General features: G+C 51.4%; 11 protein-coding genes. 2 read left to right on the top strand and 9 right to left on the bottom strand.

What is annotated here, in order from left to right:
* Positions 1-2 precede the first annotated feature (2 nt).
* The 3 genes from xylA to HMPREF9237_RS03150 all read right to left on the bottom strand — a co-directional run bounded on the left by xylA (position 3) and on the right by HMPREF9237_RS03150 (position 3,939).
* Positions 3-1,166: a xylose isomerase gene (gene xylA / locus HMPREF9237_RS03165; RefSeq protein ID WP_016442287.1), complete on the bottom strand. Its 1,164-nt coding sequence runs from the start codon at positions 1,164-1,166 to the stop codon at positions 3-5.
* Between the two features lie 157 nt (positions 1,167-1,323).
* On the bottom strand, positions 1,324-2,508 hold the full coding sequence (locus tag HMPREF9237_RS09230; RefSeq protein ID WP_016442286.1) for an ROK family protein: 1,185 nt from the start codon (positions 2,506-2,508) through the stop codon (positions 1,324-1,326).
* Positions 2,509-2,670: 162 nt separating this feature from the next.
* Entirely contained in the window at positions 2,671-3,939 is a 1,269-nt protein-coding gene (locus HMPREF9237_RS03150) for an AGE family epimerase/isomerase (RefSeq protein ID WP_016442285.1), read from the bottom strand.
* 164 nt (positions 3,940-4,103) lie between these two features.
* On the opposite strand from HMPREF9237_RS03150, the gene xylB (HMPREF9237_RS03145) reads away from it, so the two are divergent.
* On the top strand, positions 4,104-5,570 hold the full coding sequence (xylB, locus tag HMPREF9237_RS03145; RefSeq protein WP_016442284.1) for a xylulokinase: 1,467 nt from the start codon (positions 4,104-4,106) through the stop codon (positions 5,568-5,570).
* 60 nt (positions 5,571-5,630) lie between these two features.
* Positions 5,631-6,707 (top strand): aldose 1-epimerase, encoded by a 1,077-nt coding sequence (locus tag HMPREF9237_RS09225; protein ID WP_016442283.1) that lies wholly within the window; start codon positions 5,631-5,633, stop codon positions 6,705-6,707.
* On the opposite strand, the gene HMPREF9237_RS03140 is transcribed toward HMPREF9237_RS09225, so the two are convergent.
* The 6 genes from HMPREF9237_RS03140 to HMPREF9237_RS03120 form a co-directional block, all read right to left on the bottom strand.
* A complete protein-coding gene (locus HMPREF9237_RS03140) occupies positions 6,704-7,345 on the bottom strand; it encodes a transaldolase family protein (protein WP_016442282.1) in 642 nt (213 codons plus the stop codon). The genes HMPREF9237_RS09225 and HMPREF9237_RS03140 overlap by 4 nt on opposite strands.
* 112 nt (positions 7,346-7,457) lie before the next feature.
* On the bottom strand, positions 7,458-8,960 hold the full coding sequence (gene xylB, locus HMPREF9237_RS09220) for a xylulokinase (protein WP_016442281.1): 1,503 nt from the start codon (positions 8,958-8,960) through the stop codon (positions 7,458-7,460).
* Positions 8,957-9,580 carry a KpsF/GutQ family sugar-phosphate isomerase gene (locus HMPREF9237_RS03135; protein WP_016442280.1) on the bottom strand — a complete coding sequence of 208 codons (624 nt, stop codon included), beginning with the start codon at positions 9,578-9,580 and terminating at the stop codon, positions 8,957-8,959. The genes xylB (HMPREF9237_RS09220) and HMPREF9237_RS03135 overlap by 4 nt, the downstream gene beginning before the upstream one ends.
* A gap of 76 nt (positions 9,581-9,656) precedes the next feature.
* Positions 9,657-11,207 (bottom strand): sugar ABC transporter ATP-binding protein, encoded by a 1,551-nt coding sequence (locus HMPREF9237_RS03130; protein ID WP_016442279.1) that lies wholly within the window; start codon positions 11,205-11,207, stop codon positions 9,657-9,659.
* Positions 11,208-11,210: 3 nt separating this feature from the next.
* Positions 11,211-12,221 carry a substrate-binding domain-containing protein gene (locus HMPREF9237_RS03125; RefSeq protein ID WP_016442278.1) on the bottom strand — a complete coding sequence of 337 codons (1,011 nt, stop codon included), beginning with the start codon at positions 12,219-12,221 and terminating at the stop codon, positions 11,211-11,213.
* A 19-nt stretch (positions 12,222-12,240) separates the two neighbouring features.
* Positions 12,241-13,335 (bottom strand): ABC transporter permease, encoded by a 1,095-nt coding sequence (locus HMPREF9237_RS03120; RefSeq protein ID WP_016442277.1) that lies wholly within the window; start codon positions 13,333-13,335, stop codon positions 12,241-12,243.
* Between the last annotated feature and the right edge of the window lie 62 nt (positions 13,336-13,397).

The raw sequence follows: 13,397 nt of genomic DNA, 5'->3' as shown, positions 1-13,397 counted from the left end.
GATTAGCCAATAAGGTGGCGCATGGCCTGCTGGTAGAGCTCAACGTAGTGGTATTCGCGCGCGGCCAGGGCTGCGACGTCGAACTTCTCCGCCCGCACATCATCCAGGCTCTCGCCTTCCGCCACGGTCGGTTCGGCCAGTTCGGGAACCGAGGCAGCTTCCATGATTTCCTGGGTGCGCGGGTCGGCGCGGAAGGCCTTCGCCTTCTCCGCGAGCATGAGGTACATTTCCATATTCGCGGCCGCGGATTCCCACACGCCTTCCAGACCTTCGGTGCGCGAGGGCTTGTAATCGAAGTGGATGGGGCCTTCGTAGCGCGGGCCGCCATTGGAGAAGCCGTTGACCAGCAGATCCACCGTGAAGAAGGCGGAGGCTAGATCGCCATGACCGAAGCATTTGTCCTGGTCATAGCGGGGTCCGGCCTGGCCGTTGAGGTCGATATGGAAAAGCTTGCCGGCGTTGAGCGCCTGCGCCAGCCCGTGGGTGTAATTGAGGCCGGCCATCTGCTCATGCCCGGTTTCCGGGTTGAGGCCGACGATATCGCCATTATCCAGCTCCGCAATAATGCCGAGGGCATGGCCGATGGTGGGCAGGAAAATATCACCGCGCGGTTCGTTCGGCTTGGGTTCCAGGCCGATCTTGAGATCGTAGCCCTTCTCCTTAATGTAGCCAGCTACCGTATCCAGGCCTTCCTTGTAGCGTTCGAAAGCGGCATTGAGATCCTTGGAGGAATCGTATTCGGTCCCTTCACGCCCGCCCCACATTACGAAAGTGGTGGCGCCAACTTCCGCGGCCAGATCCACGTTGCGCAGGATCTTCTGGAGCCCGAAGCGCCGGATCGAACGATCGTTATTGGTGAAGCCGCCGTCCTTGAAGATGGGATGGGAGAAGGTGTTCGTGGTGACCATTTCAATGGTCAGGCCATTGGCATCGGCAGCTTCCTTGACCTTGCCCACCCGCTCGGCACGCTCAGCGTCGCTGGCGTCAAAAGCGAAAACGTCATTGTCATGGAAGGTGATGCCCCAGGCGCCCAGCTCGGCAAGCTTTTCCGTATAGACCCACGGATCGAGGGCCGGGCGGGAATCCCCGCCGAAGGGATCGGTTCCGGTCCACCCCACGGTCCACAGACCGAAGGAGAACTTATCTTCTTTTGTAGGCTTTCTCATTATTCCTCCTTGCGTAGCCGAACTCCTTTGTTCTACCTCTAAACTAAGGGGGCGAAAACGGTGCGTCAAGGGGGCGAAAATCAAGGCATTTTGATTCGGCTCAAAACAAAGCCTAAGCCAAGCTTATTGTGAGGCGATTCACATAAGGCTTATGTGGTTAGACGCCAGGGAAACCACTCAGGTCCTCTATCAAATCATTAAAAATCCATAGACAAGCGCCTATTGCCGCCGATATCTCACCCTTTCGATTCACGATGAGTTCAATATCTTTCCAATGCGACGAAAGCACACGGTACTTCAATTCAGCTTTAAGAATCGTCTCGAAACATGGATATAAATCTACGAAAGTACCGCCAAAGAAAACCGTGTCCAGATCAAGAAGATTTAGCGTATTCGCGAGCGCTAGCCCTAGGGCGAGAGCTCCGGCGTCCATCGCATCCCGAGCAGTTTCACTCCCCTCTCGGAAAAGCTCAATTAGCTTCGACAGTTCGGTACCTTCAGGAAGACCTGCATTTCGCACTAATCCCGATTCGCCAACATACTGTTCTAAACAACCATTAGAACCGCAGTTGCATTTCGGTCCTGATCGGTCGACACAAACATGTCCAAACTCTCCAGCCCAACCATGAGAGCCACCCAGACGCCGGCCTTTTTCATACACCGCAGCACCAACACCAACCTCACCGGAAACATAAAGGAAATCCCTATAGTTTGACACTTTTCCGGGAGCTGTGTGGAGAACAGAGTATCCCGCAGCATCAGCCTCGTTAAAAAGGCGGAATCCCTCAAAACATCTTGGCTGGGCAAAGGATAATTCTTTCATCTGAACGCCCGTCCAGCCTAGGTTTGGGGCAGTCAATACCGTTGCACCATCATCGGCAATCAAGCCCGGAACACAAAGCCCGGCGCCGAGAACTTTGACAGCTTTGGGTCGCTTCCATTGCCCGTAAATCTTCTCGAGCTCTTTCAATGCGCCACTTGGACCTAAGTGACGTGTACTCATTTTTTTGATTTGCGAGTAGAGGAGTTTTCCGGAAAGGTCCATCACAGCGACAGACAAATAAGCCACATTGACTTCACAACCAACGACAGCATGCCGCGCGGTACGGGGAACAAGAGGGGATGCGGGACGCCCGATTGCGGATTTCACCGGTGGCAGTTCGCTAATAATGCCGTAGTCAAGAAGTGAATCCACCAAGCGCGAGACCGTGGCGCGAGTTAGACCGGTGGAAGCTGAAACATCGGCACGGGATGGGGGGACTTTACTGGAGAGGATCGTCTTTAGGACAAGTTTAGTGTTATCCATACGGAGCGAGGTGGGCGTTTTACCACTTTTCCCCATCAGCTACCCTCCCGTGTCGTTTTGACAAACTACTAGACAGCATAAACCGCCTGGCGGTTTTTTACGATCACCCCATTCCTAGCGAGTAGCCGAGCTTCTACCGCATCCGAACCATTCTTCGTACGGCTCGGTCTCCTTTCGCGTTTCACAGCAATACAACAATCACCTTTTATTATTGTCACGGCAACTGCAAGCCCATGAGGCAATTCCTTGTTTCGACGACATGAAAGGGTAAAGGGTTGCTTGATAAGCATGATAGAGGTCTGGTTGCCCTGGCCACGTGTAGGTTACAGGGGTATTGCTCCTGTCAACTTCATGGAACCACCCGCCACCGGACCTGTCTACAATTGCCGAATCAATCCAACGCCAAATACGTTCGTACAGCTTAGATAGTCCAGCATCCGGGTTCTCCTCGTACAGGAAGCGAGTAGCGCCAGCTCCTTCGGCGGGTGGCCACCAGAATTTTTCCGTAACCACAGGCGATCCATCCCAATCAACGGTGTAAACAAATCCCCCCTCTCGGGTCCACCCGTCTTCGAATGCTCCCTTCACAAGGTTTTTCGCCGCTGGGAGCATCCAATCCTGCTCAATTCCTGCACCACGAATTTGCATAAGCAGTTTCGCCCACTCCAGCCAGTGTCCAGGTTGCGATCCGTAAGGACGGAACGCATGTCGCGGATCGTCACGGTTGTAGTCACGCAACGGATGCCATTCTTCATCGAAGTGCTCCGGGATGCGCCAACTTCCTTGTTCGCTAGATACGGCCTGCCCCACCGTATTCTCTGCAATACGACTAGCACGTTTGAGGAATTCCTTATCGTTTGTAGCCTCATATGCAGCTAGAAAAGCTTCAGTCAGATGCATATTTGCATTTTGGCCCCGATAGGCGTCAAGGTCTGTAAATGTCCGATCATAGGCTTCGACGCAGCGTCCCTCGTCATCAAGCCAGTATTTCGTATCGATTAAGTCGATGGATTCTTCGAGTAGTTTTACCGCACCGGGGATGCCCGCAAGAGTTGCCGAGGCGGCAGCAAGCATAATATGGGCTTGACCGTATAGCTCTTTCCGATCCGATGGGGTATTACCTCCCACGGTGGCATACCACCCACCATATTCGCTATCTTTGCCCGGCCCATCTGAGTAAAAACGCACGCCTTGTTCAGCCAGTTTTTCCGCGCCTTGCCGACCGAGCATTGCGGCGACCGCAAAACAGTGGATCATTCGCGCCCCGAGATACAGTTCAGCACCCCGTTCAGGCATAGGGTTGCCATCTCGATCCAGATAAGCGAACCCCAGATCCGATGACTGCCACACCCGCGGCTGGAAATGATCCAAAAGCCTCTCGCGCTCACATAAAAGGTACTCCTGGTGGGTTACATCAGAAAACGCTGGAGTTTCAGACGAATTTAACTGCGATGAGAAAACAGGCATCGTGTCGACTTCCTTGTCCCTAACGACATTGACCCCTCTATTGTATTCCACTCGAGCCTCTGTCGGGCAAAAGACAAAACATTAGTTCCCGGCGGCAACAAACACTGATAGACTATTTCTTAGTTAAAGCTAACGTCACCCACAGAATAGTCAAAGGAGACATAGTGGCACTTGTAGCGGGTGTAGATTCTTCTACTCAGTCAACAAAAGTTCTCATTGTCAACACAGATAACGGCGCAGTTATTCGGATGGGCACTTGTCCCCATCCTTCAGGAACCGAAGTAGATCCTAACGAATGGCTTACAGCTTTGAGAACAGCTATCCAAAAAGCTGGTGGAATAAGCGACGTATCTTCCATTTCCATCGCCGGCCAACAGCATGGCCTGGTCGCATTGGATGCGAACGGCGATGTTATTCGGCCCGCGCTTCTCTGGAATGACACGCGTTCCGGGCCAGGTGCTGCCGCGCTTGTTGATGAGTTAGGGCCCGAATTTTGGGCAAAAGCAACCGGTTCCGTTCCCGTCGCTTCCTTGACAGTCTCCAAACTCCGTTTTCTCGCCGATAGCGAGCCTCACAATGCCGCTCGGATCAAGGCGATATGTCTACCTCACGACTGGTTAACATGGAAATTATCTGGGTCAACAAGGCTATCTGAACTTACAACTGACCGCAGCGATGCATCTGGGACAGGGTATGTAGACTGCTCAACTGACGAATACCGCTATGATATCCTGGCGCACGCTCTACACATCACCACCGAAAAAGCTAAGGATATAATTCTTCCCCGAATCGTTCCCTATAACCAAAGCGTTGGAACTGTCGCACAGGAATGGATAACCGACAAACCTTCCAGTCAACAAATTCTAATTGGCCCCGGAATGGGTGATAACGCCGGATCGGCATTTGGTCTTAACCTTCAAACTAACCAGGCATCAATCTCCATCGGAACCTCCGGCGTTATCGCGACGATTTCCGACACCCCTATTCAAGATCCTCGTTTCGGTGTTACCGGATTTTCAGATGCCACAGACAAATGGCTACCGCTTGCCTGCACCCTCAATGGTGCCCTCATCCAGGACTACTTCCGCAAGATCCTAAACGTGAGCTTTGAAGAGTTAGGCACCCTTGCCGAACGAACACAACCGGGAGCCCAAGGCATTACCCTGGTTCCTTATTTCCAAGGAGAAAGAACACCCAATCTGCCTTACGCAACCGCGCATATCGCGGGGCTCACCTCTCATAATTTCACACGTGAAAACCTCGCCCGTGCGGCCTACGAGGGTCTTGCTTGCCTAATGCGCGGGGCGCTCGAAGCTCTTCGCGGCGGAGGAATATCAGTCAATGGTGCCATGCTTATCGGCGGAGGCGCACAATCAGAAACGCTCAACCAGATTCTTGCGGATGTTCTTGAAATTCCTATTAGTGTTCCGCGAACTTCCGAATACGTCGCTAGGGGTGCAGCGCGGCAAGCCGCCGTGGTTGCGGGTATTCCTGAGAATACTAACTCCTGGTCCCCAGACATTACCCAAACATACAAGCCTCGAGAGAATGAAAGCGTCTGGGAACGCTATCGAGCCGTCTCCGAGTCAATTCGTAAAAGCTACCCGACTTTTCGTCCTGAATCAGCCTAACTGTAAATCGCAATAGCGACCGTACTAATTCATCCTTTATCAATACGGAGAACGTGGGACATGATTCTTTCTTACAATCACACTTCCACACGTGGACAGGTTACGTTAAAAGTATCTACAATCGGTGCAACCCTTCTCAGCTATCAAATAGATGGGACCGAGTTTATAGACGGTTATCTCAGCGAAGATGAGTTGCAAACACAAGATGGTTTCAGATCTGCAGTGTTGGTGCCCTGGTCAGATCGACTTTGCGACGGAAGATACTCTTCCGCTATCTACAAGGACGATGGTGTAGGTGACCGTCCACGCATTGGTCAGAGCCCCGCTCCGTTCGCTGCCGATCACATTTTCTCGGCAAAAAACCCGAAGTATGAACCTGGCATTCACGGTCTTGTTTACGACAAAGATTTCAAGGTTGTCGAGAACAGCTCCGAAGCTCTTAGGTTAGAGCTTCATCTGGAATCCGAGCCTGGATACCCCTTTGAACTACTAATCTCTGTAAGTTTCGAGATAACACCCGACGGAGACCTCGTCACACGAATAAGCGCGCAGAATCAATCTCTGCTCGCCTGCCCAATCTTTATCGGTTGGCATCCATATTTTCTTCTTGACGGCCCTCTAGGGCAAGCCGACCTGCGCATATATGGATCTTCAGTAGTGAAAACCGACGACGACCTCATTCCACTTCCAGGAAACGCTGCATTTAAACCGATACAAAGTCCCGCGCCTGGGAAAGTCTCGACCTATGCGGACGTGGGGTACACCCACCTGAAAAACCTCCAAGATATTGAGCACTGCAATCCCCCTACAGGTGCGATTACATCGCTTGACGGCAAAGCTTCGAGGGATTTTTCGGGTTATGCCCATCTGAACACCGGGAACCGCTCAATTCACATGTACGTGAATTTTGGAGCCGATCTTCCGTTGCGCACATTCCATGTGTTCACCGGGCATAACCTCAAGCGAAATCCTCTTACTTCAATTGCCATCGAGCCATGTCAGGCTATCGTTAATGCCTTCAACCGGCATGATGTCGGAAATAAACTTGTACAACCAGGAGATAGCAGGCAAATGCGTACTCTCATCCAAGCCAGGATTGAAGGATCGGCTTCTACAACCGACCCGATGTGCAGTTAAATTCTTCCACCGTCACGCTCAAATGTGGTCAGTGCTTCAATTGAGAGTGGATTATTTACCAGCATCTCGGCTACTGAGAGTGAGATCGTAACATCATCTGCACCAGCTGCAAACGCCGCTGATACATCTTCAACTTTCCGAAGCGACGCCGCGAGGATACGAGTTTTTGTCTCAGATAGAGTCCGAGCCATACGTTTGAGCTCCAATTCCGGATCTTTGCCAATGTCACGCATTCTGCAAAAATACGGAGCGAGTCCCCACACCCCTATTTCTCCAGCAATGGCAGCCTGTGTAGAGTCATAAACCGCCGTAAGCAGCACTTCATGTCCTTCGTTGGTCACTTTAGCCGCAACAGATAGCCCCTCCAGCGTCGCCGGAATTTTAACCACAACGTCATCGCCTAGACTTAGAATTTGACGAGCAGACTCCTCAATGTCACTCTCGGTACACCCTGCGGTTTGGAAGAATAATCGATCAAAACCAAATTCTTGGAGAGTGCGATAAAGCTCTGGGATATCCTGCTGGCACAACCCCTGCCGCGCCAAAATGGTAGGGTTCGATGTCACTCCAGAAAAAACTCCTGTTGATGCATACTTACGCATCTGCGCGCAATCGGCACTGTCAAAATAGATCGCCATCTTATCTCTCTCATTCGTAATTGCTATCCGGACCGTTTTGACGTATCGGCAAAGAACACTCGTGTCATAGTGAGCTACGCTCGACAGCTCATTCAGAGACGTTACCTTTTCTTCAACGACAATTTGCTTTTCTACTAGCTACCATATCGAGATAACGCGAGAATCTGTCGCTTCGCCCGCGCTCAGCTTTCGGCGTAAATGTAGATGAAATAGTAGGTCGAACCCGAGCCCGAACGGCGTCAATCGAATCACCCGTCATCACCGCCAACGCCTGGACACACGCGCCCCTAGCAGTTGCTTCTGTCAATTCTAGACGCGAGACCGGCTCACCCATAAAGTCTGCCAATAACTGACAGTAGACATCCGATTTTGCACCTCCACCCACAGCAACATTTACACCGTTGATACCCGAACCTAGAGCCCGTATTTTTCTTGATCCGGCATACAAACCCATTACAACGCCCTCGAAGGCAGTGAAGGCTAGATCCTCACGTGTCGTACCGTTTGTTAGCCCCTCAAGCAATCCGGTTGCGTTCGGTATCGACGGAGAACGTTCACCATCAAAAAATGGAACCAGCAGTGGCGTATTACAAGAAACGCTCATCGATTCCGCCAGGTTGCCTAGCTCCTGAACGGATACTCCTAGCCATTTCGCCACCGTATCCGTCACTTTCGTCGAGTTGAGCGTGCACGTTAATGGTAGCCAACCTCCTGTGGCATTACAGACTCCGTCAACATCTCCAGAATAATCGCGAACAGGAGTAGGAGATGAACTGAAAGTGACTCCCGATGTGCCAATTGAGAAACACATATCGCCATCGTCGAGACCTATGCCGACCGCACCAAGATGCTGGTCGCCACCCCCAACCGCCACAATGACATCAGAGGCAAGTCCTAGTTCTACGGCCGCTTCAGGAGATATTGAGCCTACAGCCTCCGACGGTTCGAGAACATCGGGGAAAACATCATGCCAAGATCGGGAAGGAATCCCCTTCCCTTCCTTCCCAAACGCGTTACTTATAACGTCAGACACCAAGTCGAAGAGATAGACGTTTCTCAAACCATCGAAATAACCAGTCCCAGAGGCCTCGCTCCGGTCTGTCACAAATTGACCAGTTAAGCGATAGGTAAGGTAATCATGCGGAAGCAAGATTTTAGAAATCCGCTCCAACGTATCTACTTCATGACGCGCGAGCCAGAGTAACTTTGAAACCGTATGTGCAGCATTCGGAACGAAACCGACTTTTTCTACCCAGAATTCTTTACCATACGTTTCAATGAGCATCTCTGCTTCAAGTGCAGAGGTCGTGTCATTCCACAGTTTCGCCGGTCGAATGACTGTGCATTCTCGATCTAGAGGCACAAGTCCATGACACTGACCTGCAACTGAGATAGCTCCAATCTTGCGCACTTCAAGACCACGCGCATGGAGGAGGTGCATCCCTTTTACTAGAGAGTCCCACCAGGTCTCCGGATTCTGTTCCGACACTGGTGGGTGAGTAGCCGGTAGCGGATTTGACACGCAATCAACTACGTGAAACGTCTCCACATCCCGCACTTCTAAGGTTACGGATTGGGTTGAACAGTCAATCCCAAGGACAAAGGACACTTTCATTGCTCCAATCTGTTGAGCTCTTCAGGTGCCGTCTGCATTTTTCCAACTGCGCCCGCCGGATGAATTTCAAGCGTTTCTTTCCACGATCTCTTACGTAAACGCATAAGCACATAAGCCAACGCATCACCCCACACCCCGGAAACCAGCGTTGATCCCATGGCGATAACGTTACCCGGATCCGCTTGATCGGGCGTGTGTAAGAGGACAGTTACATCAGCCAGTCCAGCAAGTTCCGAAGACTCGTTCTCAGTCAATGCTACAATTTTCGTTCCCTTTTCTCGCAAAATCGAGCAGAGCTGATTAAGCTCGTCGGATCCGCCTCCTTTAGAAATCGCAAAAACAACATCGTCTTTGGTGATAGCTCCCATGGTGCCGTGGAGACAGTCCATCGGATGAAGGAAAACCGCTGGCGTACCAGATACGGATAAAAGATGAGCCATTCGGCGCCCGGCATGTCCAGAAGTTCCCGCTCCGGTAACTATAACTTTTCCTGTCATACGCAAACATAAGTCTGCCACCTCTATAAAAGAGTTGTTCAGCAACTGCGCTACTCCAGCAACCGCCCTAGCTTCCCGTTCAATTTGTTGACATGCAGCTTCCAAAACAGCCTGGTTTTTCATATTTTATTCTTCCCTGAGTGAAGGTGGGGTGCGAGGGCCACGGTTGAGCAGCCTCACACCCCACTATCTTTTGAACCTATTCAGAAATCTCTTGCCACGCCATCTCACGGAGCCGCGTAACGTTTAGATCCCCCGCAGGAACTCCCGATTGGACAACTCGGCCATGCGCGAAAACAGTCACATCATCGCAAAGCTCAAGAATCTCTTCTTCCTCGGACGATACGACCATGACAGCAAGGCCCTCTTCATGCGCGAGTTCCCGGACGATTCTATGAATTTCAGCTTTGACACCAATATCCACGCCCTTTGTTGGCTCGTCTAGCATCAGAATCTGCGAGTCTTCCATTATGACTCGAGCTAGGAGGACTTTCTGCTGGTTACCACCAGAAAGCGACTCTATCGACGCCTCAACATTACCTCGCACCTTTAAAGCGTCGAACTGTTGTTTCGATGCCTTCCGTGCCCTCCTGCGGTCAAGGAATCCAGGTTTAGAGTACCGGTCCGTAATTGGGAGTGTTGCATTTCGATAACTATTTAACTGAGGAACAATCCCATCAAGTTTCCTTTCCTCTGTGAGATAAGAAAACCCAGCTTTCTGCGCGCTTTTCGGGTTCTTAGGCTTATACGGGTCCCCATTAACCGTAAATTCACCCGACTCATATTCATCAGCCCCGTAGATACAACGCATGGCCTCGGTCCGCCCAGATCCGATTAACCCGTAGAACCCATGGACTCGACCCGGATAAATATCGAACGACACACCTTTATGGGCTACTGAACGCAGATTCCGAACAGAAAGTGCAGGTACGCCTTCCGGCACCTTCCCTTGCCGTCCACGAACAGTAGCGCTAGTTTCAACGGATACATCTGTACCCGCATTCACTTCACCGGCGATCGCGGTTACAACCTCTGCATGCGAAACCTCGTCCGCCCTTCCCGAAATCCTTACCTTACCGTCAACGAGAGCAACGATTTTATCGGCCACGGCGTACAGCTCATCAAGTTTGTGGTTGACGAGTACAATCCCGATACCTTCCTTTTTAGAAAGATCACGCACCCACTCCAGGAAACTCTCTACCTGATCACCTTCGAGCGACGTTGTTGGCTCATCCAGGAGCAAATAGCGCGTGTTTCGAGTTGTTGCAATAGCAATCTCCATCAGTTGCCGAGTCGCAACGGGGTAGCTACCTACCTTACGATCAACATCAACATCAATTCCGTATTTCTCCATAAGAGACCTGGCGGATTTTCGCATAGCTGACCGGTCGAGGTTAGGGCCTTTCCTAACTTCTCTCCCTAAGAACGTATTCTCGGTCACCGAGAGATTAGGAAGAAGGGAAAGCTCCTGGTAAACAGTAGCTACCCCGTGTGAAAGGGCATCTGAAGGGGAAGCGAAGGTTACTCTCTCCCCGTCCACTTCAAGGTAACCATCATCATTACGGTATGCGCCTGAAAGTACTTTAAGCAGAGTTGATTTTCCCGCTCCGTTATGCCCGACGAGCCCCACGACTTCGCCAGGGTGAACCGTTAAAGAAACACCGGAGAGAGCGGGTGTACCCGCAAAAAGCTTCCAAATATCGACCGCCTTGAGGGACCGCTTGCTCCCCGGCGTTTCCAACGTTGTCATCTTTTACCCCAATTCTCCTTCACCAGGGGTTTGGCCCTTCTCGAACTGCTTAAGCGACTGCAAAAGCTCACTCTCAACAGACTTACCTTGCTTATATTCTGCGATTTGTTGCACCAGGATGCGTCCGTACTCTTCAGGCTCCTGGGCGACGCAACCGGGGTAAGCATCAGTGAGGGTTTCACCAGCGGCACAAAAACCGTAGACCTTAATGTCCTTACCAGATGCCTGGACAGCCTGCAGTGCACCATACGCGGCAGGGCCAGTCGACGCGAAAATTACGTTAATGTCAGGATTACCCTGAATCATCGCAGATGTAACATTGAGTGAATCATCTGGTTTAACATTGCCGTCGACTTCCGCAACGTCCTTGGCATTCGGGTTGCTCTTCATTTTTTCCCGGAATCCAAGATCGCGCTGAACCACAGGCAATTCATCCGGTTCAGTAACGTACCCAATGTTCAGCTTTGCGTCGGCACCAAAATCGGCAAGAACCTTCTCTGCCATCTGGACGCCACCCTCATGGTTGTTGGCGCCCACATACTGAACGACACTCGCACCTTGTGCGTTTAATGCATCAGGATCGACAATAATATTCACAGTGAACACCGGCACCCCGGCATCATTAGCTGCCTTGACGATTGCAGCCGCGGGTTCGGACTTCACTGGGTTAAGCGCCAAAGCACAGGGATTCTTCTGCAACATAGCCTGAGCTTGAGCAAGCTGGTTTGCATCGTCGTCATTGGCAATCTGGACTTCAACATTGAACCCCTTCGCCTTGCCTTCTTCTTCAAATCCTCGCTTCATTGCGACGTAGTAAGGATTCTGCTGGTTAGGAAGCAACACTGCGAGGTATGGATTCTCAGCGTTACAAGCTTCAGGAATCTGAACGCTTGCCTTCCCGGTTTCGCCAGTGCCACCACTATTTTCACCGGTTCCGGTATCGACTCCCCCGCAGGCTCCCATTGTCGCGGCAAGAGCCGTCGCGCCAATAGCTGCAAAGAGCTTCTTTTTCATGTTTTTCTCCTCTGTTTTCCTAGACCTCGTTGTCTCGGTCATGGGTTTGGATACTTTTCTTCCCACCGGGCATTCCAGCAGGTTGTTTTTGTGAATGACTAATTTCGGAATTGGTCGTATCCGCAGATGCATGCGATGCCACCGACGTAGCTTGCTGCTTCTTGCGGAACAGCTTCGAGAGGGACAGCTGCTGGCGATTAGTATCGAGAAGAACACCAACGAGAATAATTACGCCAATGACAAGCGGCTGCCAATAAGAATCCACTCCAATAACGTTCATTCCATTGGAAACTTCTGCGATCAAAATGGCACCAAGGAACGCGCCGAGAAGGGTACCGACACCACCGAAAAGCGAAACGCCACCAACAACTGCCGAAGCGATTGAGTAGAACTGCTCAGTACCCGATCCAGCTGTCGGATAGCCGACCATAAGGCGCGACGTAACAATGATTCCCCCGAACCCAGAACAAATACCGGAGATTACGTACACTAGAATGATGATCTTTCCATTATTAACACCGGCAAGACGGGCCGTTTCTTTGTTGCCGCCAACCGCGTAAATATGGAGACCCGTTTTTGTCCGGTGCAAGAACCAAGCGAGAATAACCGCAGCAATAAGCACTAAAACCACCGGAATAGGGATGCCGAAAATACTCCCTCGGCCGAAGAATGCGAACATTGGATCAGCGACAGTTACTGACCGGGCTTGCGTCAGGATCTTCGGAATTGAAGCGGAAATCCCAAAGGTAGCAAACGTGACGATGAATGCTGGCATTTTCCCAAAATGAATAAAAACGCCGTTGAATACGCCAACGAGAGCACCAGTCACAATGGCCAGCAATGCGGCAAGCCACCAGGGAAGACCTCCCTGCATCGCCAGCGCTGCAATCATTCCAGTCAACGCGATATTGGATCCCACCGAAAGGTCAATACCACCAGTTAGGAGAACAAATGTCTGCCCCATTGCAAGGAAAAGCACGACCGTCCCATTGAGCAGGAGAACCTGCATGTTATTCATTGTGAGGAATGCTGGAGAAAGCAGCGCCATAATAGCACCCACTATCAGCACAACACCAAAGATTCCCGCCTCCTGCGGTACGCGGAATTTTTTCATTACATGCTCCTTTGCATGACTTCGCTTTTACAGATCGAGAGACCGGATGCCTACTGCCAAAA

The organism is Actinotignum schaalii FB123-CNA-2, from assembly GCF_000411135.1.
GTDB classification, from domain to species: domain Bacteria; phylum Actinomycetota; class Actinomycetes; order Actinomycetales; family Actinomycetaceae; genus Actinotignum; species Actinotignum schaalii_A.
The sequence above is the reverse complement of the archived record's forward strand: the minus strand, read 5'-3'. Positions and strand labels throughout refer to the sequence as shown.

Coding starts and splice junctions, on each gene's coding strand:
- xylA (WP_016442287.1), bottom strand. CDS start 1,166: ATGAGAAAGCCTACAAAAGAAGATAAGTTCTCCTTCGGTCTGTGGACC.
- HMPREF9237_RS09230 (WP_016442286.1), bottom strand. CDS start 2,508: ATGGGGAAAAGTGGTAAAACGCCCACCTCGCTCCGTATGGATAACACT.
- HMPREF9237_RS03135 (WP_016442280.1), bottom strand. CDS start 9,580: ATGAAAAACCAGGCTGTTTTGGAAGCTGCATGTCAACAAATTGAACGG.
- HMPREF9237_RS03150 (WP_016442285.1), bottom strand. CDS start 3,939: ATGCCTGTTTTCTCATCGCAGTTAAATTCGTCTGAAACTCCAGCGTTT.
- xylB (WP_016442281.1), bottom strand. CDS start 8,960: ATGAAAGTGTCCTTTGTCCTTGGGATTGACTGTTCAACCCAATCCGTA.
- HMPREF9237_RS03140 (WP_016442282.1), bottom strand. CDS start 7,345: ATGGCGATCTATTTTGACAGTGCCGATTGCGCGCAGATGCGTAAGTAT.
- HMPREF9237_RS03130 (WP_016442279.1), bottom strand. CDS start 11,207: ATGACAACGTTGGAAACGCCGGGGAGCAAGCGGTCCCTCAAGGCGGTC.
- HMPREF9237_RS03120 (WP_016442277.1), bottom strand. CDS start 13,335: ATGAAAAAATTCCGCGTACCGCAGGAGGCGGGAATCTTTGGTGTTGTG.
- HMPREF9237_RS09225 (WP_016442283.1), top strand. CDS start 5,631: ATGATTCTTTCTTACAATCACACTTCCACACGTGGACAGGTTACGTTA.
- HMPREF9237_RS03125 (WP_016442278.1), bottom strand. CDS start 12,221: ATGAAAAAGAAGCTCTTTGCAGCTATTGGCGCGACGGCTCTTGCCGCG.